This window comes from Mesorhizobium sp. M1142, from assembly GCF_040318565.1.
In the GTDB taxonomy this organism is placed as follows: Bacteria; Pseudomonadota; Alphaproteobacteria; order Rhizobiales; family Rhizobiaceae; genus Mesorhizobium.
In genome coordinates this window covers 40,573-64,469 of the sequence record NZ_JAMYMK010000023.1, presented here as the reverse complement: position 1 = coordinate 64,469, position 23,897 = coordinate 40,573, and the positions used below count along the sequence as shown (strand labels likewise).

26 protein-coding genes and 1 pseudogene are annotated in these 23,897 nt (G+C 63.4%); 11 read left to right on the top strand and 16 right to left on the bottom strand.

What is annotated here, in order from left to right; all coding sequences use genetic code 11:
* Positions 1-33: 33 nt before the first annotated feature.
* The 4 genes from NKH42_RS27195 to NKH42_RS27180 form a co-directional block, all read right to left on the bottom strand.
* Positions 34-2,142: a molybdopterin-containing oxidoreductase family protein gene (locus NKH42_RS27195; RefSeq protein WP_352752877.1), complete on the bottom strand. Its 2,109-nt coding sequence runs from the start codon at positions 2,140-2,142 to the stop codon at positions 34-36.
* A gap of 69 nt (positions 2,143-2,211) precedes the next feature.
* A complete protein-coding gene (locus tag NKH42_RS27190) occupies positions 2,212-2,619 on the bottom strand; it encodes an SMI1/KNR4 family protein (RefSeq protein WP_352507897.1) in 408 nt (135 codons plus the stop codon).
* Between the two features lie 136 nt (positions 2,620-2,755).
* Complete coding sequence (locus NKH42_RS27185) at positions 2,756-4,633, bottom strand: ABC-F family ATP-binding cassette domain-containing protein (protein WP_352752879.1); 1,878 nt, start codon at positions 4,631-4,633, stop codon at positions 2,756-2,758.
* Positions 4,634-5,085: 452 nt separating this feature from the next.
* Positions 5,086-5,265, bottom strand: coding sequence for a hypothetical protein (locus NKH42_RS27180; protein ID WP_023677659.1), 180 nt, complete (start codon positions 5,263-5,265; stop codon positions 5,086-5,088).
* A gap of 132 nt (positions 5,266-5,397) precedes the next feature.
* Here NKH42_RS27180 and NKH42_RS27175 point away from each other — a divergent pair, with 132 nt between their 5' ends.
* From NKH42_RS27175 to NKH42_RS27165, 3 genes are all read left to right on the top strand, one after another.
* Positions 5,398-5,571, top strand: coding sequence for a hypothetical protein (locus tag NKH42_RS27175; RefSeq protein WP_352507899.1), 174 nt, complete (start codon positions 5,398-5,400; stop codon positions 5,569-5,571).
* 94 nt (positions 5,572-5,665) lie between these two features.
* The gene (locus tag NKH42_RS27170; RefSeq protein ID WP_352752881.1) at positions 5,666-7,747 is read left to right on the top strand and encodes an ATP-dependent helicase; all 2,082 of its coding nucleotides are present in this window, start codon (positions 5,666-5,668) and stop codon (positions 7,745-7,747) included.
* Between the two features lie 164 nt (positions 7,748-7,911).
* A complete protein-coding gene (locus NKH42_RS27165) occupies positions 7,912-8,214 on the top strand; it encodes a DUF982 domain-containing protein (protein ID WP_352452964.1) in 303 nt (100 codons plus the stop codon).
* Between the two features lie 12 nt (positions 8,215-8,226).
* Here NKH42_RS27165 and NKH42_RS27160 read toward each other — a convergent pair whose 3' ends face one another.
* The 3 genes from NKH42_RS27160 to NKH42_RS27150 all read right to left on the bottom strand — a co-directional run bounded on the left by NKH42_RS27160 (position 8,227) and on the right by NKH42_RS27150 (position 9,972).
* Positions 8,227-9,015 carry a GGDEF domain-containing protein gene (locus NKH42_RS27160; RefSeq protein ID WP_352649748.1) on the bottom strand — a complete coding sequence of 263 codons (789 nt, stop codon included), beginning with the start codon at positions 9,013-9,015 and terminating at the stop codon, positions 8,227-8,229.
* Between the two features lie 130 nt (positions 9,016-9,145).
* Positions 9,146-9,445, bottom strand: coding sequence for a hypothetical protein (locus NKH42_RS27155; protein ID WP_352752883.1), 300 nt, complete (start codon positions 9,443-9,445; stop codon positions 9,146-9,148).
* Positions 9,446-9,459: 14 nt separating this feature from the next.
* Positions 9,460-9,972 carry a DinB family protein gene (locus NKH42_RS27150; RefSeq protein ID WP_352457652.1) on the bottom strand — a complete coding sequence of 171 codons (513 nt, stop codon included), beginning with the start codon at positions 9,970-9,972 and terminating at the stop codon, positions 9,460-9,462.
* Positions 9,973-10,048: 76 nt separating this feature from the next.
* Between NKH42_RS27150 and NKH42_RS27145 the strand changes: the two genes are divergently transcribed.
* The 5 genes from NKH42_RS27145 to NKH42_RS27125 all read left to right on the top strand — a co-directional run bounded on the left by NKH42_RS27145 (position 10,049) and on the right by NKH42_RS27125 (position 13,852).
* Positions 10,049-10,759: a glutathione S-transferase family protein gene (locus tag NKH42_RS27145; RefSeq protein WP_352752885.1), complete on the top strand. Its 711-nt coding sequence runs from the start codon at positions 10,049-10,051 to the stop codon at positions 10,757-10,759.
* Between the two features lie 465 nt (positions 10,760-11,224).
* A complete protein-coding gene (bluB, locus tag NKH42_RS27140) occupies positions 11,225-11,860 on the top strand; it encodes a 5,6-dimethylbenzimidazole synthase (protein ID WP_352507903.1) in 636 nt (211 codons plus the stop codon).
* A 236-nt stretch (positions 11,861-12,096) separates the two neighbouring features.
* Positions 12,097-12,312: a DUF1905 domain-containing protein gene (locus tag NKH42_RS27135; protein WP_502906431.1), complete on the top strand. Its 216-nt coding sequence runs from the start codon at positions 12,097-12,099 to the stop codon at positions 12,310-12,312.
* A gap of 242 nt (positions 12,313-12,554) precedes the next feature.
* Entirely contained in the window at positions 12,555-12,977 is a 423-nt protein-coding gene (ndk, locus tag NKH42_RS27130; protein WP_023677669.1) for a nucleoside-diphosphate kinase, read from the top strand.
* 266 nt (positions 12,978-13,243) lie between these two features.
* Complete coding sequence (locus tag NKH42_RS27125; protein ID WP_352689598.1) at positions 13,244-13,852, top strand: class I SAM-dependent methyltransferase; 609 nt, start codon at positions 13,244-13,246, stop codon at positions 13,850-13,852.
* Positions 13,853-13,926: 74 nt separating this feature from the next.
* Here NKH42_RS27125 and NKH42_RS27120 read toward each other — a convergent pair whose 3' ends face one another.
* Positions 13,927-14,196, bottom strand: coding sequence for a hypothetical protein (locus NKH42_RS27120; protein ID WP_254820285.1), 270 nt, complete (start codon positions 14,194-14,196; stop codon positions 13,927-13,929).
* Between the two features lie 193 nt (positions 14,197-14,389).
* A complete protein-coding gene (locus NKH42_RS27115; protein ID WP_352705323.1) occupies positions 14,390-15,157 on the bottom strand; it encodes a YbaY family lipoprotein in 768 nt (255 codons plus the stop codon).
* 195 nt (positions 15,158-15,352) lie between these two features.
* Between NKH42_RS27115 and NKH42_RS27110 the strand changes: the two genes are divergently transcribed.
* Entirely contained in the window at positions 15,353-16,153 is an 801-nt protein-coding gene (locus NKH42_RS27110; RefSeq protein ID WP_352507907.1) for an HvfC/BufC family peptide modification chaperone, read from the top strand.
* Between the two features lie 5 nt (positions 16,154-16,158).
* A pseudogene (locus NKH42_RS27105) lies at positions 16,159-16,651 on the top strand (DoxX family protein).
* A gap of 18 nt (positions 16,652-16,669) precedes the next feature.
* Here NKH42_RS27105 and NKH42_RS27100 read toward each other — a convergent pair.
* From NKH42_RS27100 to NKH42_RS27080, 5 genes are all read right to left on the bottom strand, one after another.
* Positions 16,670-17,140 carry a molybdenum cofactor biosynthesis protein MoaE gene (locus tag NKH42_RS27100; protein WP_352689597.1) on the bottom strand — a complete coding sequence of 157 codons (471 nt, stop codon included), beginning with the start codon at positions 17,138-17,140 and terminating at the stop codon, positions 16,670-16,672.
* Between the two features lie 3 nt (positions 17,141-17,143).
* Positions 17,144-17,401: a molybdopterin converting factor subunit 1 gene (gene moaD, locus NKH42_RS27095; protein ID WP_352507910.1), complete on the bottom strand. Its 258-nt coding sequence runs from the start codon at positions 17,399-17,401 to the stop codon at positions 17,144-17,146.
* A gap of 1 nt (position 17,402) precedes the next feature.
* A complete protein-coding gene (gene pgsA, locus NKH42_RS27090) occupies positions 17,403-17,999 on the bottom strand; it encodes a CDP-diacylglycerol--glycerol-3-phosphate 3-phosphatidyltransferase (protein WP_254820290.1) in 597 nt (198 codons plus the stop codon).
* A 100-nt stretch (positions 18,000-18,099) separates the two neighbouring features.
* Positions 18,100-20,178, bottom strand: a complete 2,079-nt coding sequence (gene uvrC / locus NKH42_RS27085) for an excinuclease ABC subunit UvrC (protein ID WP_352752888.1) — start codon at positions 20,176-20,178, stop codon at positions 18,100-18,102.
* Positions 20,175-20,951, bottom strand: a complete 777-nt coding sequence (locus NKH42_RS27080) for an SDR family oxidoreductase (protein WP_352752890.1) — start codon at positions 20,949-20,951, stop codon at positions 20,175-20,177. Before NKH42_RS27080 ends, uvrC begins: the two co-directional genes overlap by 4 nt.
* Positions 20,952-21,370: 419 nt before the next feature.
* Here NKH42_RS27080 and NKH42_RS27075 point away from each other — a divergent pair, with 419 nt between their 5' ends.
* Entirely contained in the window at positions 21,371-22,021 is a 651-nt protein-coding gene (locus tag NKH42_RS27075) for an outer membrane protein (RefSeq protein WP_254820293.1), read from the top strand.
* A gap of 77 nt (positions 22,022-22,098) precedes the next feature.
* Here NKH42_RS27075 and NKH42_RS27070 read toward each other — a convergent pair whose 3' ends face one another.
* Positions 22,099-22,695 carry a glutathione S-transferase family protein gene (locus tag NKH42_RS27070; RefSeq protein ID WP_352479252.1) on the bottom strand — a complete coding sequence of 199 codons (597 nt, stop codon included), beginning with the start codon at positions 22,693-22,695 and terminating at the stop codon, positions 22,099-22,101.
* Between the two features lie 491 nt (positions 22,696-23,186).
* Complete coding sequence (locus NKH42_RS27065) at positions 23,187-23,606, bottom strand: hypothetical protein (RefSeq protein WP_352479251.1); 420 nt, start codon at positions 23,604-23,606, stop codon at positions 23,187-23,189.
* Positions 23,607-23,897: the final 291 nt, after the last annotated feature.

The window sequence follows — 23,897 nt, the reverse complement described above, 5'->3', positions numbered from 1 at the left end:
GAAAACGGCCGGATGGAGATATCGTTCCGACGCTCAATCCGCGGGGCGCAGCCAGACCTTGTTGTCGTGGAAGGCGGCGCCGCCATAGGGCGCCGGCGCATCGGCGCCGGTCAGCACGTTGATGCCCTCGCCGCGCTCATGGGCGCTGTTCGGCCAGATACCTTCGGCAACGACCACGCCACGCTTGATCCCGTCGAACAGTTTTGCGTGCAGCACCACTTCGCCACGCTGGTTGCCGACTTCGACACGTCCGCCGTCGGCGACGCCAAGTGCCGCCGCGTCATCGGGATGCAGGAGCAACTCCGGCCGGCGCTCTTTTGCCTGCGACACCGGCGTTTCGGCAAAGGTCGAATTGAGGAAATTGCGCGCCGGCGAGGTCGTCAGCCGGAACGGATGCGCCTCGTCGGCGACCTCGATCAGGTCGACATGATCGGGAAATTCCGGCAACTGCTCCACAGGCCCGAACAGGCCCATGCTTTTCGGCGGCCGGTTGGGCGCCGCCTGCCCCGTCCAGTTGGCGCGAAAATGGAATTTCTTGTCGGCATGGCCGAAGCCGTCCAGGAAATGCGCGGCCGCGAAATCCGGCTGCAGGTCGATCCATTTTTCGTCCTTGAGGCTCGAAAAGCTGCCCAGCCCGCGCTTGCCCAGAATGATATCGATATGCTGCTGCTCGGTCATGCCGAAGCCCGGGCGATCGGCGACACCGAGCCTTTTGCCGAGCTCCTCGATGACGAAATGGTTGGTGTGCGGACCTTCCGGCGGGTCGATCAGCTTCGGCCCGAGCGTGATGTGCTGGTTGCCGCCACCCTTGTAGACGTCGTCATGCTCGAGAAACATCGTCGCCGGCAGCACCACGTCGGCGAGCTTTGCCGTGTCGGTCATGAACTGCTCGTGCACGCAGGAAAACAGATCGTCGCGCAAAAAACCCTGCTTCACCAGCCGCTGCTCGGGCGCGACATTCACCGGATTGGTGTTCTGGATCAGCAGCGCCGTCACCGGCGGACCGCCATAGAGCGCATCCCTGGCGCCGGTCAGCACCGGGCCGATGCGCGAATGGTCGAGATGGCGGATCGAGGGATCGCGCATCTTGGTGCCTTCCAGCAGCTCCTGGTTGAGCTTGAAGATACCGGAATTGGAATGGAAGGCGCCGCCGCCCTCATACTGCCAGCAGCCGGTGACCGCGGCGATCGAGGCCGCGGCATGCATGTTGACCGAACCGTTGCGCTGGCGCGAGAAGCCGTAGCCGAGGCGGAAATAGGTCTTCTTCGTCGTGCCGACGAGACGGGCGAAGGCCTCGATTTCGTCGACGGAAAGCCCGGTGATGTCAGCGGCCCATTGCGGCGTCCTTGTCTGAAGATGCGCTTCCAGACCGTGCGGATCGTCGGTGTATTTTTCCAGATAGGCGCGGTCGGCCATGCCGTCACGGAACAGCACGTGCATCACCGCGCAGGCCAGCGCGCCGTCGGTGCCGGGCTTCAGCACCAGGCCGAGATCGGCCTGCTTCATCGTTGCATTTTCGTAGACGTCGATGACGACGATCTTGGCGCCGCGTTCCTTGCGCGCCTTGATGGCGTGGGTCATGACGTTGACCTGCGTGACCACGGCGTTGGTGCCCCAGATCACCACGCAGTCGGACTTTGCCATTTCGCGCGGGTCGGAGCCGCGCAGCGCGCCGGCGCCCATCATCCAGCCGGTCCAGGCCAGATTGGTGCAGATCGAACCGAAGAAGCCGGAGTATTTTTTGGCGTGCCTGAGCCGCTCTATGCCGTCGCGCTGCACCAGCCCCATCGTGCCGGCATAGTAATAGGGCCAGACCGTCTCCGAGCCGTATTTTGCCTCCGCCGCGATGAATTTTTCAGCGACCAGATCGAGCGCCGCCTCCCAGCTCGCTTCCTTCCAGGCGCCGTCGCCCTTGGCGCCGGCCCGCACCAGCGGCTTCAGCAGGCGGTCGGGATGATGGACGCGATCGGCGTAACGGGCGACCTTGGCGCAGATGACGCCGGCCGTATAGCTGTTGGCCTTGGCGCCATGGACGCGGCCGATGCGCCTGGCGTCGAGCAGTTCGACCTCGAGCGCGCAGGTCGAAGGGCAATCATGCGGACAGGCCGAATGGCCGATTTTGAGCTTGGCGTGCTGATTCATGGGAGCAAACTAGCCGGTTGTTATGGCGACGTGTAGGGCCAGATGGGCGGGCCTACATCCCCCTCTGGGCTATTCGTCGGAAAGGCCGATCAAGTCCAAGAATGCATCAAAGTCCGGCGCAATGGGCCAAACGCTTTCGACAAGATCAATATTTGTCATGTCAAACGCAACGAGCGGATAAAGCCCCACTGTGCGTAGATCGAACGCAATCGCCTCGCCGCCCCCGTTGCTGCCGATAACGAAAAAACCCGGAAAGAACTCCTTGAATGTCCCCTGTTGCTCTATTTCGATCACCTCTTCCGCAGCGTGCAAGGCAAGCCATAGCGGCTGGACTGGCAGGGGGCCCTCACCACCGTTGCTGAAAGAGAGAAGGGCAGCATAGCTTTCAGGCAGGACCAAAGGGCCCACTCCCCTGAGTTTCTCGATCGCTTCGTCTGACGCTCCATCTTTTTTGCGCCACTCCCGACCTTCAAGCATCTCATTCACCTCCTACCGCGAACCATTTGGGTATCCGGGAACGTACCCGGCCACATGACCGCGACACGCTTGAGCAACGCGTCGTAGGCGCGGCATTTCGGGCATCTCCCCCGCGAGGGGGGAGATTGCGCTCTTCCTACTCCGCCGTGCCTTCCTCGTACTCCGCCGACATCGACAGCCATTTTTCCTCATGGCCGGCCAGCTGTTGCGCGAGTTGTGAGCGCTCCTTGGCCAGCCTTGTCGCGGTCGAGGGGTCCTTTTCGTAGACGGCCGGGTTGGCGAGTTCGTCCTCGATCAGGTCGATGCGCTTGCGGAGGCGGTCCATCAGCGCTTCGGTGGCGCGGATTTCCTTGGCCAGCGGCTCGAAGGCGGCGCGGCGCGCGGCTGCATCGCGGCGGCGGTCGGCCTTCGACGCTTTGTCCGCCTCGCGCTTGCCGCGGCGGTCGCCGGAGACGCCGGTGACCAGCGTCTTGTAATCCTCGAGATCGCCGTCATACGGATTGACCGCGCCGTCCTTGACCAGCCACAGCCGGTCGGCGGTCGCTTCGAGCAGATGGCCGTCATGCGAGATCAGTATGACGGCGCCGGGAAAATCGTTCAGCGCATGGATCAGCGATTCACGGCTGTCGATGTCGAGATGGTTGGTCGGTTCGTCGAGGATGAAAAGGTTCGGCCCCTCGAAGGCCGACAGGCCCATCAGGAGCCGCGCCTTTTCGCCGCCGGACAGATCCTTGGCGGCGGTGTTCATCTTTTCGGTGGTCAGGCCGAACTGGGCGACGCGGCCGCGCACCTTGGATTCCGGCGCATCCGGCATCAGCCGGCGGACATGCTCATAGGCGTTTTCGTCGGGCCTGAGGTCGTCGAGCTGGTGCTGGGCGAAGATTGCCACCTTCAGCCCGGGCGCCACCGTCATGCTGCCGGTCTCCGGCTTCAGCCGGCCGGCCAAAAGCTTGGCGAAGGTCGACTTGCCGTTGCCGTTGGCGCCGAGCAGCGCGATGCGATCGTCGGCATCGATGCGCAGCGACATCTTCTTCAGGATCGGCTCGCCCTCGGTGTAGCCGACGTTGACGTTGTTGAGCGCAATGATCGGCGAGGCCACCGTCTTCACCGGCTCCGGAAAGGAGAATGGCCGCACCGTGTCGTTCACGATCGCGGCGATTGGCTTCATCTTCTCCAGCGCCTTGATGCGCGACTGCGCCTGCCTCGCCTTCGATGCCTTGGCGCGGAAGCGCTCGACGAAGGATTCCATGTGCTTGCGCGCGGCTTCCTGCTTGACGCGGCCCTTCTCCTGCAATTCGCGCTGCTCGGTGTATTGGCGCTCGAACTGGTCGTAGCCGCCGCGCCAGAAGCTCAGCTTCTTCTGGTCGAGATGGACGATCGAATTGACGGCGCGGTTGAGCAGGTCGCGATCGTGCGAAATCAGCAGCACGGTATGCGGGTATTTCGACACGTAATTTTCCAGCCAGAGCGTGCCTTCGAGGTCGAGATAATTGGTGGGCTCGTCGAGCAGCAGCAGATCGGGCTCGGCAAACAGCACCGCGGCCAGCGCTACGCGCATGCGCCAGCCGCCGGAGAAGGACGAGGCCGGGCGCCGCTGCGCGGCATCGTCGAAGCCGAGGCCGGCGAGAATAGTGGCCGCGCGTGACTCGGCCGAGTGCGCATCGATATCGGCCAGCCGCATGTGGATGTCGGCGATGCGGTGCGGGTCGGTCGCCGTCTTTTCCTCTTCGAGCAGGGCACTCCGTTCGAGGTCGGCCTTGAGCACGATCTCGATCAGCGGCTCCTCGGTGCCCGGCGCTTCCTGCGCGACCTGGCCGATGCGCGTGTTTTTGGGCAGGCTGACCGAGCCGGTCTCGGAGGCGAGGTCGCCGGTGATCGCCTTGAACAGGGTCGTCTTGCCGGTGCCGTTGCGGCCGACAAGGCCAGCCTTGCTGCCGGCCGGCAAGGTCAGTGAGGCATGGTCGAGAAGCAGGCGTCCGGCCATGCGGAGCGAAAGGTCGTTGATGATCAGCATGGCCGGGCTTTTGCACGGGACAACCATGCTTCGCAAGGCCTTGAGCCCCGGTTCCCCGCAAAGGTGCGAAAACCGGCAAGCAGGTGACGTCGACCCCGCGCACCACAACGTCCCGCAAAACGCAAAAAGAACCCGCTATCCTGAGGGGGGACAAGGAGAGCGGGCTCTTTCGTGAACGGCGGCCTTGGGAGCGTCCGATCGACATCCAAACACGCAGCAGCTTGGTTTGTTCCATGGGAAGAACGAACTATGTGATGAACAAACGCTGCTGTGGCCCGCAGGTTTGTCCACAGGGGCGTGCCGTCTGTACGCTATCGACCATGACGCTGCGGAAAGACTCGGCTATCCTTGGATGTGCGGCGGGCCTGATCTCCGCCTGGCCGGCGCCATCAGCTTCCTCCCAAGCGGCGCCGGCCACCTTCCTTGACCGGCGCCGACGCCATCTGAGGCGGTCATTGTTTCGGCGGCGTGCCGGGCTGATCGCCGCCGGTCGTCGATTTCGGCACCGGATTCTTGTCGACCTGCGGGTTCTGATCGACCGTGTCGCCAGGGGCCTTGGTCGGCTGGATATTGTTGTCGCAACCCGCAACAGTCAGAGCTGCCATAAGCAGCAGGATTGAGCGCTTTTTCATCGCAGTCTCCTCTCGCCCGACAACGAGGCGTCGGCGATTTGGTTGCGCGGCCGGTGTCGTTCCCGCATTCGCCAAGGGGCCTGGGAACAAAATGCCGCGTCTCCGGTTGCTGCACAATCAATGGAGGAAGGCATGATCCGTCTGCTCATCGCCGGGGCAATCGTCTATGTCGCCTATCGCGTCGCCAGGAAAGTGATCGATGAGGTGCCCGACGATTTCGATCCGCTGCTGCTGCCGCCGCCGCAGGACGATCGCGAGGCGCTGCGGCGGCAATCGGCAAGGATGGGCGTCGAGCCCGAGCGTTAGTCGACAGGCCTGCCCGCAAGGCTTCTTCGCTCACGGGCCCTATTCCGGCTCCGCAAACCGTTGCGAACAAAGCAGAAACGATGCTTGATGGGCGATGAACCTCGCCGCCCGTGATTCGTCCTTCCAGCCGGCCTATCTGGCGAAGCTCAACGCCGAGCAGCGGCTTGCCGTCGAACATGGCGACGGCAAGATCGCCGGACCGTTGCTGGTGATTGCCGGCGCCGGCTCCGGCAAGACCAACACGCTGGCGCACCGGGTCGCGCATCTGATCGTCAGGGGTGCCGACCCGCGCCGCATTCTTTTGATGACATTTTCGCGCCGTGCTGCGGCGGAAATGGCCAAGCGGGTCGAGCGCATCGCCGGCGAGGTGCTGGGGCGCGATGCCTCGGTGATCACCGATGCGCTGAGCTGGGCTGGCACGTTCCACGGCATCGGCGCCAGGCTGCTGCGCGATTATGCGCTGGAGATCGGTCTCGATCCGGCCTTCACCATCCACGATCGCGAGGATTCCGCCGACCTGATGAACCTCGTCCGCCACGAGCTTGGGTTTTCGAAGACCGAAGCCCGCTTCCCGACCAAGGGCACCTGCCTGGCGATCTATTCGCGCGCCGTCAACGCACAGGCGCCGCTCGGCGAGGTGCTGGGTTCGGTGTTCCCGTGGTGCGCCGGCTGGGCCGAACAGCTGAAGCAATTGTTCGCCCGATATGTCGAGGCCAAGCAGGCGCAGAACGTGCTCGATTACGATGACCTGCTGCTCTACTGGGCGCAGATGGCCGGCGAGCCGGAAATCGCCGCGCATCTGGGTGCACGTTTCGACCATGTGCTGGTCGATGAATACCAGGACACCAACCGGCTGCAGGCCTCGATCCTGACGGCCCTCAAGCCCGACGGATCGGGGCTGACGGTGGTCGGCGACGACGCGCAGTCGATCTATTCGTTCCGCGCCGCGGAAGTGCGCAATATCCTGGATTTTCCGAAGCAGTTCGCGCAGCCGGCCGAGGTCGTCATGCTGGAGCGCAACTACCGCTCGACCGAGACGATCCTGGCGGCGGCCAATGCGGTGATCGGCGAAGCGTCGGAGCGTTTCACCAAAAATCTCTGGACCGAGCGCAAATCTGCGGAAAAGCCGAAGCTGGTGAGTGTGCGCGACGAGACCGAGCAGGCGAGCTATGTCTGCCAGGCGATACTCACCGAACGCGAGGCCGGCACCGTTCTCAAAGCACAGGCGGTGCTGTTTCGCGCCTCGCACCATAGCGGCCCGCTGGAGATCGAGCTGACGCGCCGCAACATCCCCTTCGTCAAGTTCGGCGGGCTGAAATTCCTCGATGCCGCCCACGTCAAGGATATGCTGGCCGTGCTGCGCTTTGCCGAAAACCCGCGCGACCGCGTCGCCGGCTTTCGCGTGCTGCAACTTCTGCCGGGCATCGGCCCTTCGGCCGCCAATGCGATCGTCGAGACCATGGCAAATTCGCTCGACGAGACGATGGGGCTTGCCCGCTATCGGCCGCCGCAGCGTGCCGCCGACGACTGGCCGGGCTTTGTCGCGCTCTATAGCGGCCTGCGTGCCGGCGCGCAAAAATGGCCGGCCGACATCGAACAGGTCAGGCTCTGGTACGAGCCGCATCTGGAACGTATCCACGAGGATGCAACGATGCGCCGGGCCGATCTCCTGCAGCTCGAGCAGATCGCTTCCGGCTATGCGTCGCGCGAGCGCTTCCTCACCGAGCTGACACTCGATCCGCCGGACGCGACCAGCGACGAGGCCGGCCCGCCGCACCGCGACGAGGATTATCTGATCCTGTCGACGATCCATTCGGCCAAGGGCCAGGAGTGGAAGAACGTCTTCGTGCTCAACACCGTCGACGGCTGCATCCCGATCGATCTCGGCGTCGGCAGCAAGGAGGACGTCGACGAGGAGCGGCGGCTGCTCTACGTGGCGATGACGCGGGCCAAGGACAGCCTGCACCTGGTCATGCCGCATCGCTTTTTCGTCCACGGCCAGACGGCGCGCGGCGACCGCCATGTCTATGCCTCGCGCACGCGCTTCATCCCGCGCTCTATCCTCGGCGCCTTCGAGCAGGTGGCTTGGGCCAGCGTCCAGGCCAGAGACGATCCGCGCCGCCAGCCGCAGGTGCGTGTCGACCTCGGCGCCCGCATGCGCGGCATGTGGAAATAGGCACCCGCCTCGACGCCGGCGCTGCTCGCCCGGCGACCGCTCCCGGAGCCGGCGAAAAAACAATACCGGCAACATGGAACCTCGCGCCGTGATCCGCGTTTCTGCCCGACCCCCAGACCGGAGAACGGCGTCCGCCGTGACCTCCGCCCATTCGAGAGGCCAGAATGCACGACAGGACGTTTTCCACCCCGGTCGCCCTAACCGTTGGCGCCGGCTACAAGCGTACGATCGCATCGTTCTCCGAGATGCACGAATTCCTCACCGAGTTCCCGCCTTCGCGCCGCCGGCTGAGCTATGGCGCCGCGGTGAAGGCCTGCGAGGCGGCACGTGCCGGCGAGATCTCGGCCGAAGCGGCACGCGACGCTCTGATCACCTTCGCCGTGACGGCAGGCATCCTCTGGCCGGCCGCCCAGCCGGCGGTCTCGGTCAAGCCGGTCGCCCGGGGCCTCGGCGGCTACGCCGCCTGACCGAAACGACCATCAATGGACCGTCATCGGGCCGCTGCCCGGCGGGTCGCCCGCTGCTGCGGGTTCGAAACTGACCTGATCGCGGCCGTTCGATTTGGCCTTGTAAAGGTGCTTGTCCGCCACCACGAACATCTCGGCGTAGGTGGTCGGCCCGCTGAAGGCGACGCCGCCGATGCTGACCGAGAGAGGACAGGGCCGGCCGTCAGGCGAGAACTCCGCCTCACGGACGCGTCGGCGAATTGTCTCCGCCACCAGCCAGGACTGCGAAGGATCTGCGCCGGGAAGGAAAACCGCAAATTCCTCGCCGCCGATCCGGCCGACGATATCGGCGCCGCGTAGCTGGCCCTGGATTGTCTTGGCGATCAGCTTGAGCGCCTGGTCTCCGCAGTCGTGGCCGAGGCGGTCGTTGACGGATTTGAAATGGTCGGCATCGACGATCAGCAAGGCGCCGGCATTAACGACAGAATGGCTGCGGGCCTGTTCGAGATAGGCCTCGACGAGCATGGAAAACGCACCCCGGTTGAACACCGCCGTCAGGCTGTCGGTCGCCGCGACGACGGCCAGTGCCTTCTGCGCGATCGCCAACTGGCGCATTTTCCACATCAGGAAAAAGAAGAAGGAGCTGGCCAGGATAAGCGGCAGCAGCAGGTCGGTCAGCTGCGCCCGCCACAGCGCTTCCGGCGACAAATATGGGAAATTGAAGGAGTCGACGAGGAATGCGGCTGCAATGCAGACCGCCGTACCCGCGACGGTAACCGCCACGACCCTGCCCCAGCTCGTCGGGGACAAATCGATCTGCATGCTTTTGCTCCTGCTTCAGCCGGCTACCTTGAAGCAACAGCACAAACGAAGTCCTAAGACTTTGCTTTCAATTCGATCGCAGTCGAAGCGAACCAGCCGTCGAGATGGCGGCCAGATAAGAAGATCGGTCCTAAATCAGCTGCCTTCTGATGCTCATCCGCGTCACCGCGGTCACAAGAATGGCGCCGATCATGAAATAGATGGTCGCGACAATGTCGCCCTGGTGGAAATAATAACCGGAGTTGAGAAGCGCCAGGACCACGGCGAAGAACGCCACAAGGCGCAAGGGTTCATTGGGCATGCGTGCCAATTCTCGCTGTTGCTGCTGAATGCTGCTGGAGCGGCCGCCCTCACGACCGTCCGCTCCATAAAATGTTTTGGCGCGTTTTGCAATCTCGGCAGATTGTCCTCTATCCACCGTCCGCTTCACCAGCCGCCCCAGGTTCAGGCGAAAGCCCTGCCCTCCTCGCTACGCTGGAACATCGTCAGGTCCAGTCCGAGGCTTGGCTTGCCCAGAATGGTCAGGATCGCATGCGCCTGGCCGCGGTGGTGGGTCTGGTGGTTGAAGAAGTGGTCGAGCGCCGGCGCCAGCCGCTGCGAGACGGTGCGCATATCCGAGACGGTCATGTAGGAGAAGCGGCCCGACAGCGCCTTGTCGCTCAGGCCGTCGACCCAGTCGATGATCCGTTTGTCCTCGGCCTCGCGCGCCAGCCGCAAGCCTGGCAAGGCGCGGTGCAGGATCGTGTCGAGCCTTGCCGGCGCGTCGCCCTCGCCGGTGAAGCGTTTCATCCAGATACGGTCGGCTGCCAGGAGGTGGTTGAGCGTTCCCATCATCGAACCGAAGAAGACGCCGATATTGCGGTCGAACTCTTCCTCGTCGAGATCGGCGGCGGCATCGTAGATGCGGCCGTTGGCCCATTGATTGTAGGCCGCAAACATCCTGAAATGCTGTTTCATTTTCTCTCGACCTGCGAGACCCTGTTTCGCGCGGGTCTGTTTCGGCCATAGTTAGACTGCAAGGACGCTGCCGCCAATGACCATTCTGCTCTACGACCTTGTTGGACGCGACGCCGCTCGCCCGTTCAGCCCACATTGCTGGAAGGCGGCGATGGCGCTGGCCCACAAGGGACTCGACATCGCCAGCGTGCCGACCTGTTTCCTCGAAGTGCCGAAGGTGGAAGGCGGCGTTTCGAAGCTCGTTCCGGTGATCCGCGACGGCGAGACGGTGGTCGCCGATTCCTTCGCCATCGCGCTCTATCTCGAGGAGACCTATCCCGAGCGGCCGACATTGTTTTCCGGCGACGGCGGTAAGGCGACGGCGCGCTTCATCGAACGCTGGTCGCAGCTGACCATCCATCCCTACGTCACCACCGCGGCGCTACTGGACCTGCATGCCATGCAGGACGAAGCGAACGCCGCCTATTTCCGGCAGAACCGCGAGCAGCGCTTCGGCAGGTGCCTGGAGGCGGTTTGCGCCACCCGCGACGCCGGGCTCGCCGGCTTCCGCGCCTCGCTGGAGCCGCTCCGCTCGATGCTCGGCTATCAGCCCTTCATTGGCGGCCCGTCGCCGCTATTTGCCGATTACATCGTTTTCGGCGCGCTGCAATGGGCGCGAATCGCCACGCCCTACCGGCTGCTCGACGACGGCGACGTCGTGGCGCAATGGTTCGAACGATGCCTCGATCTGCATGGCGGCCTCGGCCGCAACGTCGTGGCGGCAGCGATCTCCCGCCTCGAGAGTTGAAATCGGCAGTTTTCATCGGCGGCGGCACATTTTGTTCTTGCTTTGTGCCGGCAGCTATGCTACTAATTTCGGTATGGTGCTGATTCGTACCGACGACCCGCCCGGCTTGCCGAGGCGGGTTTTGTTTGCCGATCAAGGTTCAACGGCGTAGATGACGGCAACGTCGCCCGGCCTCGGCTAAAGCGCGTCGCGTTCGACCGGCCTCATGTGACGCGCTTTAGGTTCTTGTTTTGATGCATGTCGTTACCGCAAAACCGCTGCACACCTTTGCGCGGCATGCACTTGTTTGTCGTTGCCGCAAAACCGCTGCACACTTTTGCGCGACATGCATTAGAATTCCCGCCCGGCGAAATGCGACAACGCGGGTAGACGAAGTGTCGCTTGAGGCGCCGCATCACTGCCCGGATCGAAGCAAACAAGACGAAAAACCGGCGAACCGGGCAACCACAACAGAGGCAGCGCGCCATGACCGCAAACCCAGAGTTCCCGGCCGATTTTCGCGCCGGGCTTGCCAAGCTCTTCCTGTGGCGGCGCGACGTCAGGCGGTTCAAGCCGACGCCGCTCCCGGAAGGGGCGCTGGAGCGGCTGCTCGAGCTTGCCAGCGCCGCGCCGTCCGTCGGGCTGAGCCAACCTTGGCGCTTCGTCATCGTCGAGAGCGAAACATGCCGCGCCGCCGTCAGGGCATGCTTCGAGCGCTGCAACGCGGAGGCACTCGCAAATTTTTGCGGTGAACGCGCCGCGCTGTATGGGCGCCTGAAACTTGCCGGCCTGAACGAGGCGCCCTGCCAGCTTGCGGTTTTCGCCGACCGCGCAACCGAGCAAGGGCATGGGCTTGGCCGCCAGACCATGCCAGCCACCATAGACTATTCCGCTGTCATGGCGGTCCACACGATGTGGCTGGCGGCGCGCGCCGAGGGAATAGGCATGGGCTGGGTCTCGATCCTCGACCCGGCCGAGATGGCGACGATCCTGGACGTGCCGCCGGAGTGGACACTGATCGGTTACTTCTGCATCGGCTACCCCAGCGAGAACCACAGCGTGCCGGAACTGGAACGGGAAGGCTGGGAAACGCGGCGGCCGTCTATCGTGACAAGGCGGTAGTGGAATGGCAGCGCTGCCATCCTCCTTGCGGGGAAGAATGACTCCTCCCCAGCAGGGCTGTGGATATCATGGATGGTTCGCCGATCGTCAGCATGCCAGCAAGACACCATGGCAAAGCCGGTCGTGAAGGCCTTGACCTGAGGAAGTGCATAGAATGTTTCGCTACGACATGCAGGCCGAGATCTGGGTCTATCAGGGCAAGGGCGGCTGGCATTTCGTGACCCTGCCGCCGGAGCTTGGAGCCCGGATCAAGGCGGCGATGGTTGGGATGGCAAGGCCCCTGGGGCTCCCTTGGCGTGGAGGCCGTCATCGGCCAGACCAGATGGCGGACATCGCTGTTTCCCGACAAGAAATCCGGCAGCCTGCTCTTGCCGATCAAGACCGCGGTGCGGGTCCGCGAAGGCCTCGGGGCTGGCGACACGGCCAACTTGACGATCGAGATGCAGTTATGACGACGTCGGGTCAGGCTGACGACGACGCGCTATAGGGCGGCCAGTCGATCGGACCCAAGTGGGTACCGGTTGTCGGAAAATCCGATCTCAACAAAAAGATGAGCGGCGGCATGGTTCGACTTGAAAGTCCGCCGCCCCACCGCAGAAATGCGCGCTGCGCCGGCCTCCCCTTGGCAAGGCGGCGGGCGGCTTGTATAGAGCCCGCCACCCTCAATTCCACTCTCCATCACAAGGACGACCCCATGGCGCTCGAACGCACCTTTTCCATGATCAAGCCGGACGCGACCCGTCGCAATCTCACCGGCGCTATTACCAAGATACTGGAAGATGCCGGCCTGCGCGTCGTGGCTTCGCGCCGGGTGTGGATGAGCCGCCGCGAGGCGGAAGGTTTCTATGCCGTGCACAAGGAACGTCCGTTCTTCGGCGAGCTGGTCGAATCCATGTCGTCGGGCCCGACAGTCGTGCAGGTACTGGAAGGCGAGAACGCCATTGCCAAGAACCGCGAAGTGATGGGCGCCACCAATCCGGCAAGCGCCGCCGAAGGCACTATCCGCAAGCTGCACGCACTGTCGATCGGCGAGAACTCCGTGCACGGTTCCGATGCGCCGGAAACCGCCGCGCAAGAGATCAAATACTGGTTCTCGGATACCGAGATCGTCGGCTAAGCCGGCATTCCGAACCCCATCAAAAGGCCGGCGCAACGCCGGCCTTTTTCGCTAAAGCGCGTCGCGTTCGATCGGTCTCATGCGATGCACTTCAGGTTCTTGTTTTGATGCATGCCGGTATCGCAAAACCGCTGCACGCTGCTGCGCGATATGCAGTAGCGGACATTTTCAGCTTCAGGCTCCTCGACGGGTCACCGGTGCGTTAAGCTCGGAGGGCGGATCAAACGCCGTCCCGACAATGAGGATTTTGGGGAGCCGACAAGGCCATGACCAGCGCCATTCCCGGCTTCTTCCAGGGCACCGAAATGCCAACCAGCGGCTGGTGGGAAGCGCTGTGGCCCGAGCCCGCCAGCGTCCTGGCGGCAGTAGGCATGAAGCCCGGCACGGACGTGGTCGATCTCTGCTGCGGCGACGGCTGGTTCACGCTGCCAATCGCCAGGGTCGCCCGTCATGTAATCGCTATCGACATCGATGCCGATCTGCTCGAAGTCGCAAGGCGGCGGTTGGCCGAAGGCGGCGCGGGCAATTGCGAGTTTGTGGCGGGCGACGCCTATGAGCTTGCCGGGCTGGTGCCTCAGACCGTCGACTTCGTTTTCATGGCCAACGCTTTCCATGGCGTTCCGGACCGGCCGCGCCTTGCCCGCGCCGTGCGGACGACGCTTGACCCTGCCGGTCGTTTTGCCATCGTCAACTGGCACCAGTATCCGCGCGAGCAAACCACGCTCTTGGGCGAGCCGCGCGGGCCAAAGACCGAGCTGAGGCTGTCACCCAAACAGACCATCGCGGCGGTGGAAGCGAGCGGGTTCAAGCTTGCCGAATTGGTTGATGTGCCGCCCTATCACTATGGCGCGGTATTCAAACAAGCGACAAATTGAGAATGCCGGGCGTATGCGACTTTGTCGCTAGGATGTGTGTCGCCCGCCGCCCCCTAGCGGCGGGTTCTGTCAGTCTATTTCGCCTGGCGTTCCTTCACGTTCGCATGTTCATTCGCCGCCTCCGTGTCGGTGGACGGGGTCTTGGTCTCTTCACCTGAAAACGGGCTGCCCTGCCCCGGTGCGAGATCGCCGCTATGGCCGGCCTTGTTGGTCTGGAACGGTTGGCTGTCCGCTTTGAGACCGTGGTCAAGAGCATTGACAAGATGGTCGTCCGCCTTGGCAAGGCCGGTAAAGGCAAGGAGCGATGCACCGGTGGCGGCAAGGATAAGCGTGTGCGTTTTCATGTCTGGACTCCTTTGAGTTAAGGCCAGAACGAGCCGCAGCCATTCTGGCGGCTTCAACGAAGGGACAAATGTCCCTTTTGCCTTACCCGCCATTTATGTGGAACTAACGCGCCCTCTGCCCGGCCTCTTCCCGCTGAAACACATCGTGATCGACATGCGGCTGCCGCGCGGGCCAATCGGCGCGGACTAAGCGCTAGCTCGCGGCATTGAAGCGCAGGATGTCGCGGCCATCTCTGTCGGCGATGACAAGCTTGCCGGCGTCGACGTGGTAGGATGCTGCTTTGGCCAGCGCCTCGAACAGCGCCTTTTCCTCGGCCATGACCTGAGGCGCGCAGGCCTTAAAGGTCGAGCCGATGTCGCTGATAGCGATCGTCGAGCCGTTTATCCTGGCGGTGGCGAAATAGACGTTGCAAGGGCCGCTGCCGCCGGCCTTGCCGGCTTCGCTGATGCGGAATGTCGCCCGCGGCTCGGCAATCACGCCGACGCCGTCGATATATTCGACCAGCCAGCTTTGGCCGAACACGGAAGGTGCCGCCGGCTCGTCGCCCGGCGCCGCCATTTTCAGCATGATGGTCTGTGGCGCGTCGCTGAGCGGGTCGACCTGATGGCGCGTATCGGTGACGAATAGCAGCCGGTCATCGACGGTGATGCGCGCCTGCAGCGCGTAGGTCATATCAGGCCGGATCACCCGCGGGTCGAAGCTGATCTCGAACTTGATCGGCACCTGGCCGGCCGGCACCACCTTGCGCTCGCCGATGATTGCTGCCGGCGCGTCGGCCAGCGACACGTCGGCAAGCTGCACGGAAAGCACGGCATTGGGCGGCAGCGCGATGCGCTCGCGATACATCACCTCGCCCTTGAGGGTCTTTTCGGCAGCCACGGAACGATCCGGAACGGCAAGTATGCCAACGGCCAGCGGCACCAGTCCGAAGATGAAGAACTCGGCGATCCTGTCCAGCATGATCCTGCTCCCCTTCGGCAAAGGGTTTCGCAGGATTGCGGTCAATGAATGGCCGGCGGCGTATGGGCATGGCTGTCCCAGGAATTTGTTTGGACGGCGGGGCGCTTCCAGCGGCCCGCCGCCTTGTCGTCGGCCTTCTTGGCCGCTCCGCAAACTCTGTTCAGTCCACGCTCGGCGACTGTCTCGGAAAAGCCCATGCCGCAGGATGAGCTCCAGTCGGGCGATCTCGGCCGCCGGTTTGACTATGCGGCGGCATTCACCGCCGGTTTGCTCGATCCTGACCGTGCCCCGCCTGACTCTGTCTCGGGGCCGAACGGGAAGGCTGCGATCAAGCGATATGCCGTCTACCGCAACAACGTCACGGTCAGCCTGATCGATGCGCTGGCCGCCAGCTTTCCAGCGACGCTGCGCATCACCGGCCCGGATTTCTTTCGCGCGATGGCGCGCTTTCACATCCGCGAAACGCCACCCACCTCGCCGCTTCTATTCGAATATGGCCGCGACTTTCCCGATTTCATCGAGCGCTACGAACACGCGCAGTCGATGCCGTGGCTGGCCGACGTGGCGCGCATCGAGCGGGCCTGGCTCGATGCCTATCATGCCGCCGACGCGGAGGCGCTGTCGGCTGAGGCACTGGCGTCGATCCCTCGCGAGAGGCTTGCCGACACCGTGCTGCGGCCGCATCCGGCGACGCGGATCGCGCGCTCCCGGTTCCCGGCAGTCACAGTCTTCGCGGCAAACCGGAACGACGCTCCTGTTGGGCCGATCCGGGCAACGGGCGCTGAAGATGCGCTGGTCACGCGGCCCGGCCTCGAGGTCTTCGTCCGCCACCTACCGCCCGGCGGCGCAGTATTTATCTCGCATCTGGTCGCGGGCGAGTCGCTCGGTGCAGCGGCCGCGGCAGCGTTTGCGGAGAGTGCCGAATTCGAGCTTTCCGCCAACATTGCCGGTGTGCTGGAAGCGGGAGCCTTCACGACGGCACATCAGGAAAGGTGAGCACGATGAGCCATAGGCAGAACGCGAGCACCGAACCGCGAGGGTTCGCCGCTCTCGTCGAAAGGCTGAATGCCGCCCTGCGCACGATCGCGACGCCATCGCTGACGCAGCTTGTCCTGCGCTGCGCGCTCGCTGTCCCGTTCTGGCGGTCCGGCGTCAACATGGGACGGTTTTCTACAGTTGAACGATGTCGCAGTGCTGCTTTTCAGCTCGGAACTCAAATTGCATCTGCCGGGCGGTCCTTATGATTTTCCGGCACCCGCGCTGGTGGCGTTCGCTTCAGGGTCAGCGGAGATCGTGTTGCCAGTTCTCCTTGTTTTCGGCCTGGCGACGCGACTGGCGGCGTTCGGGTTGCTGCTGATGACGCTGGTCATCGAGCTCACCGTGCCGGACGGCTCGCCGCTGCACATTACCTGGGCGGCGATGGCGCTTGGCATCATGGCCTGGGGACCCGGCCGGATTTCGCTCGATCATCTGATCGGCACTGACAAAGGTTGAGGGCTCGCGGAAGCCTGGTCAGTCTCGCTTCCAGCGGCTCGCCGCCTTGTCGTCGGCCTCCTTGGCGTCGACCCAGCCGCCTTCGGAACCGTCGCTATGGTGTTCCTTTTTCCAGAACGGCGCCCGTGATTTCAAATAATCCATCAGGAAATTCGCGGCCTCGAACGCCGCCTGCCGGTGGGCGGAAGCGGACACCACCAGCACGATGTTTTCGCCCGGCGCGATCTTGCCGTGGCGATGGATGACGGTGAGCCCCTGCAGCGGCCAGCGCTCGATTGCCTCGCCGGCGATGCGGGATATCTCGGCTTCAGCCATTCCGGGATAATGTTCGAGCTCGAGCGCGGAGAGCCTGCCTTGCTCGTCGCGGCAAAGGCCGGAGAAGGTCACCACAGCGCCGATGTCGTTGCGACCCCTGGTCAGCCTGGCGATCTCGGCGGCGACGTCGAAATCCTCCGCCTGGATGCGCACGACAGGCACCACCGCGGACATGGTTCAGCCACCGGTCATCGGCGGGAACAGCGCGATCTCGCGCGCGCCGGCGATCTTTTCGCGGTGCTCGACATGTTCCTGGTTGATGGCGACGCGGATCACGTCAGGATATTGCAGCGCGTGCTCGTATTCCTCGCCGCGCGATTTCAGCCAGCGCAACAGGTCGGCGACCGTTTCGATGCCGGCCGGCAACTCGACGTCTTCTTCCGGTCTGCCGATCCGCTCGCGCACCCAGGCGAAATAAATGAGCTTCGTCGACATGCTACTCGTCCATGATGTGCTTGAGGCCGGCGCGGAAATAGTCGTAGCCAGTGTAAAGCGTCACCAGGGCGGCGATCCACAGCAGCACCAGCCCGGTCTGGGTGGTCAGCGGAAAGAGCTTGTCGCCGGCCGGGCCCGCAAGCAGGAAGGCGATGGCGATCATCTGGATGGTGGTCTTCCATTTGGCGAGCTGCGTCACCGGCACCGAGACCTTCAAAGCCGCCAGATATTCGCGCAGGCCCGAGACCAGGATCTCGCGGCACAGGATGATGATCGCCGCCCACAGCGACCAGCCGGCGATGCCGGCATGGCGGTCGGTGTCGGCGGCAAGCAGCAGCAGGCAAGTGGCGACCAGCAGCTTGTCGGCGATCGGGTCCAGCATCTTGCCGATGTTGGAGGTCTGCTGCCAGGCGCGCGCCAGATAGCCGTCGAAGTAATCGGTGATCGAGGCGAGCAGGAAAATGATGAGCGCCGACCAGCGCGCGAAGTCGCTCGATTTCAGATGCCCCTCTAGGAAGAAGCATAGCACCACCAGCGGCACCGCCAGGATGCGGGCGTAAGTGAGCATGTTGGGCAGGTTGAACGCGCGCTGGGACATGTTTTGGGAACTCTTTCTGCCTGCTTAGTCAAATCAGAAGCGAATGTGGGGGGTCAACAGGCCAGAATCGATTAGCCAGCCGAAATATCGGCAATAAGTCTTAGCTCTCGTGAAAATGATTGTAGACCAATTTCGCCACCTGTTCGGAAATGCCGTCGACCTTGACCAAGTCTTCGACGGCGGCACGGCTGACCGCCTTGGCCGTACCGAAATGCATCAGCAGCGCGCGCTTGCGGCCCGGGCCGATGCCGCTGATCTCGTCGAGCGGGCTCTTGACCATCTCCTTCTTGCGGCGGGCGCGGTGCGAACCGATGGCGAAGCGATGGACCTCGTCGCGCAGCCGCTGGACGAAATAGAGCACCGGATCGCGAACGGGCAGCGAGAATGGGGCCCTGCCCTTGACGAAGAAGCGTTCGCGGCCGGCATCGCGGTCCTGACCCTTGGCGATGCCGATGGCGACAACGCGATCCTCGATGCCGAGATCGGCGAGGATCTTGCGCACCGCCGTCATCTGGCCCTGGCCGCCGTCGATGAGGATGACGTCGGGCCAGGCGGGGAAGCCGCCCGCGTCCTCGATATCGTCGCCCGGTTCGGTAGGGCTCGCCTCGCCCGTGCCCTCGGTTTGCGGGGCATCGCCATGTTCCTTCAACAGCCGCGAGAAGCGCCGCTGCATCACCTCGCGCATCATGCCGAAATCGTCGCCCGGCGTGATCTCGGTCGAGCGGATGTTGAACTTTCGATACTGGTTCTTCACAAACCCTTCCGGCCCGGCGACGACCATGGCGCCGACGGCGTTGGTTCCCATGATGTGCGAGTTGTCATAGACCTCGATGCGCACCGGCGGCTTTTCCAGGCCGAAGGTCTCGGCAAAGCCAGTGAGCAGCCGCGCCTGAGTTGAGGTTTCGGCCAGCCGCCGGCCGAGCGCTTCGCGCGAATTCTGCAGCGCATTGTCGGTCAGGTCCTTTTTCTCGCCGCGCTGCGGCACCGAGATCGACACCTTGCGGCCGGCCCGGGTGGAGAGCGCCTCCGCCAGCAATTCCTGGTCCTCGACGCCATGCGACAACAGGATGGTGCGCGGCGTCGGCTTGTCGTCGTAGAACTGCGCCAGGAACGATCCCAGCACCTCGCCGGCTTCGAGCGCCGGATCGGCCTTGGGAAAATAGGCGCGGTTGCCCCAGTTCTGGCCGGTGCGGAAGAAGAACACCTGGATGCAGACCTGGCCGCCCTCCTGATGGATGGCGAAGACATCGGCCTCGTCGACGGTCTGCGGATTGATGCCTTGATGGCTCTGCACATGCGACAGCGCCGCCAGCCGGTCGCGATAGATGGCGGCGCGTTCGAAATCGAGGTTCTCCGAAGCCTGCTGCATGGCGGCGGAGATCTCCGTCTTCACCTTCTGGCTGCGGCCGGAAAGGAAATCCTTCGCCTCGGCGACAAGCCTTGCATAATCGCCATGCGAGATTTCGCCGGTGCATGGGCCGGCGCAGCGCTTGATCTGGAACAAAAGGCAAGGCCGGGTGCGGTTCTCATAGAAGGAGTCGGTGCAGCTCCTGAGCAGGAAGGCGCGCTGCAGCGAGTTGATGGTACGGCCGACGGCGCCGGCCGAGGCGAAGGGGCCGAAATAGTCTCCCTTGCGTGAGCGCGCGCCACGATGCTTGTAGATACCGGGCGAGACATGATCGCCGGTCAACAGGATATAGGGGAACGACTTGTCGTCGCGCATCAGCACGTTGAAGCGTGGCCGCAAGCGCTTGATGAGGTTGGCTTCAAGCAGCAGCGCTTCGATCTCGGTGCGGGTGACGACGAACTCCATCGTCGACGTCTCGCGCACCATGCGGCCGATGCGGCTGGTGTGGAACCGGCCTTGCGCGTAGCTGGTGACCCGCTTCTTGAGGCTGCGTGCCTTGCCGACATAGAGCACGTCGCCGGCGGCATTCATCATCCGGTAGACGCCGGGCGCATTGGGCAGCCGCTTGACCAGCGTCTGGATCACCTCGGCGCCGACCATGCCGTCGGCGTCGCCGGCATGCGGGGTCCAGTCGATGGCGGTGAAGGTGACGTCCGGACCGCCGGCCGCAGGCTCGACGACCTCTTCGGCCGCCTCGTCCTCGAGGTCGATTTCGGGCGGCAGGTCGTCGGCGCCACCGCGCGTTTTTTGTTTCTGGTCCATGGGGCTCATTCCGCCATGCCTGTCACATCGGGCGTCTGCCATGCAAGGTGCTGGCCGCCGTCGAGCGCAATCATCTGGCCGGTGACCGAGCGTGCCGCCCACAGATAACGGATGGTGGCACCGAATTCCGGCAATTCCGGGCCGCGTTTCAGGATCAGCCCGGCAATCTGGGCATCGAAATCGCTGTCGTGCTGGCGCGTGTTCTTCAAGGTCGGGCCAGGACCAATAGCGTTGACGCGGATGCGGGGACCCAGCGCCTGCGCCATCATCTCGGTCGACGCCCACAATGTCGACTTCGACAGCGCATAGGAAAAATAACGCGGCGTCGGGCGCCAGACGCGCTGGTCGATCATGTTGACGATCAGCCCCTCACTGTTCTGCGGCAAGGCCCGGGCGAAAGTCTGCGCCAACAGCGCCGGCGCCTTGACATGCACGGCGAAATGGCGATCCCAGGCCGGCCAGTCGAAATCCTCAACACTGTCGTGCTCGAACAGCGAGGCGTTGTTGACCAGCAGCGACACCGGCCCGAGCGCCGCCGCCGCGCGGCCGACAAGGTTGCCGACGGCATCCATGTCGGTCAGGTCGGCAGCAACCACGGCGGCCTGGCCATGTCGACCAAAATGACCACCGTTGATTTCGGCCGCGAGCGCCTCCGCCTCGGCCAGCGAGCGATTGCAGTGAATGGCGACGGCAAAACCATGCCCGGCAAGATCTTCGACGATCGCCCTGCCGATCCGCCTCGCCCCGCCCGTCACCAGTGCCGTCGCGGCGACCTTGCTCATCTGTCAATCCTTAATCCGATGCCGATTCCGACCTGCCGGGATAGCGCCGGCAAATTATGGCCCGCCAAGCGTTAAATCCCATTTCCACCTGGGGCAAGATTGTGGCAAAGTGGCCGGTGGGCGTTCTGGTTCGACCGGAATTCGGGCCAGCCCGTCCGCAATATAGGGCGCTGGAGCCCTTATACCAAGCCGTGTGCAGTGCAGCACGGCGAACCTGCTGACATTCGCTGTTGCGAAGATGCAACGTCAAGGTTCTGCCTCATTCGTGCCAGGGAATGACCCAAGTTCAGGTTCGCTTCAGCCGCATTTCGACACGACATTTGCAACCGTTGAACGCCGGATCCGTTTCATCCCCCGGACGGGTTGAGGGCGCTCATGAAAAACAAGCCTGTGTCCTGTGGCTTAAGGAGTAAAGAACAATGCAAGCCAATCTTAAATTTGCGCGACCGCTGGCGGTGGCGTTTGGGCTGTTCGCCCTCGGCGGAACTGCCTATGCCGCGGACGTGGTTCAGGAAGAGCCGCCGGCACCTGCCCCGATTGCAGAACTTCCGGTCGCATCCTGGGCCGGTCCCTATGCCGGTGTGAGCGTCGGCTACGGCTTCGCCGGCCATGCCAAAGCCAAAGACATTGGCGTCGACGTCGACACCAAGGGTTTTGTCGGCGGCGTCTTCGGCGGCTATAATTGGCAGCAGGAGAACTTCGTCTACGGTGCCGAAGCCGATATCGGCTACAACGGCGTCAAGGGCGACGATGCCGGCATCGAGGCCAAGGGTGGCTTCGAGGGCTCGCTGCGTGCCCGCCTCGGCTATGCCGTCAGCCCGGACATCCTGCTCTACGGCACCGCCGGTGGCGCGCTGAAGAACCAGAAGATTGAAGCTGCCGGCGTAAGCGACACCAACACGCAGTTCGGCTGGACAGCCGGCGTCGGTACCGACATCAAGATCACCGACAATGTGTTCGGCCGTGTCGAGTATCGTTACACGGACTTCGGCAGGAAGGACTTCGACGGTATCGGCAAAGTTAAGTCGACCGACAATCGCGTCACTTTCGGCGTCGGTATGAAGTTCTGAGTCGTCCAAGCCACGACACGAAAAAGCCGGGCCTCGCGCCCGGCTTTTTTTGTGGCACCGGTTGAGGCCGCCCGCCCTCAAGCCGGGATGGCGGGCTTCAGTTCCGGGAACTTCTCGTCGAAGCGTGCCGCCCAGCGCGTCAGCCGGCCGCGGCCCTTTTCCCATTTTCCGGCGAAGCGCAGCGAGAGATAGCCAAGGCAGGCGCGCAATGCGATTTGGCCTAAGGTGATTTTCTTCGGCAGCTTCGGCGGATTGGCGTTGAGCAGATCGAGCGCGGCCGAAATCTTCGTCCACTGGCGCTCGAGCCAAGGCTGGTAGACCATCTCTTCCGGCCGCGTGCGCCGCTCATAGACCATCGACAGCGCGCAGTCGCAGATACCGTCGGCCAATGCCTCCAGCACCTCCGCCTCAAGGCGCCTGTCGGGATTGCGCGGAAACAATGCGTTCTTCGACATCCGATTGAGATGCTGGGTGATGGCGCGGCTGTCGTGGACCGAGCGGCCGTCATCGAGCACCAGCACCGGGATCTTGCCGAGCGGATTGGCGCCGATCAGTTCGGCCGGCCTTTCCTCCGTCTTTATCGGCACGAGATCGACCGCGATGCCAGCATAAAGTGCTGCCATGCGCACCTTGGAGCTGTAGGGGGAAGTAGACGCGTAGAGCAGTCTGGGCATTGTCGATTCCTGTTTGGCGGCTACAGCTCCATATGCCCCGTTGGACGCGCAAAAGGACGCGGTAGCATTGTGACTTCGCACATGACCCTCACCGAAAATCGATTCCGACAGGGGCTCGTGCGTGGGCACTGTTGACCGATCATGCAGGGTTCATCAACGGCCAGAGGCGGAAAACCGCGCCGCCAGCGTACAACCATTGTCTCGACGTCAATCGCGATGCGATAAGCCGCAGTGCGGCGGCAGACGCGAGCGGGTCGGACAATCCAAATCCGATTGGCTACCAACTCGGCCTTGCACCGAAGGTTAGCCTTTGGCAGCCACGAAAATCCCACCGGACTTCGCCGCATGGCGAAGCCCTGGGAGCTGCGAAAAGACGTCTTCCTCCCGCCTCTTTCTCGTTCTGCCCGACCGTCAACCAAGAAGCGAGGCGCCTGTCCGGCATCCCGCCCTGACTGTCTTGAGTATTGTCCCCGACGGTAGCAGGGCGGCGACTACTTCTTGGCCTTCGCCTTTGCGGGCGCTGCTTTCGGCTTGGCCGCGGGCGCTGCTTTCTTCACTGCCGCAGAAGATTTCGCAGCGGCGGCCTTTGCCGGTGCTGCCTTCTTCGCAGCTGGCTTCGCGGCCGCCTTTGCAGCCGGCTTCTTGGCCGGTGCCGCCTTCTTTGCGGGTGCAGCCTTGGCCGGTGCTGCCTTTGCCTTAGCAGGTGCTGCTTTCTTCACGGCCGGTTTTGCCGCGGCCTTGGCGGCCGGCTTTTTGGCCGGCGCTGCTTTTGCTTTAGGCGCGGCGGCCTTCGCTTTGGCAGCGGGTGCCGCTTTCTTCACAGCAGTTGCGGCCTTTGCCGCGGCTGCTTTTGCTGGTGCTTTCTTTGCCGGTGCCTTGGATGCCGGCGCCTTGGATGACTGCTTAGCCATATCATGCCCCTTCCGTTGTGCCGACGGCCGTTATTGACCCGGCGCGCATTGCATATCTGACTCGCGGCTTGCTAGCCAGCGAAGCATTAGAATGATTTTTGCAGCTTAAGTTTCGGTTACGGCGAGCGCACGACCATTTTACCCTCGCAAAAACCGGCTGCGAATCTTTGTCTCCCGCAGTGAAGTTCTGCGACAGAAATTCTGGCCGCTCTATCTCGACCGGTCTTCTCGTCAAGCTCAGGACCTTTTCGACCAGCTTTGCGCTTCAACGTCCGGCGCTCAGCGCGAACA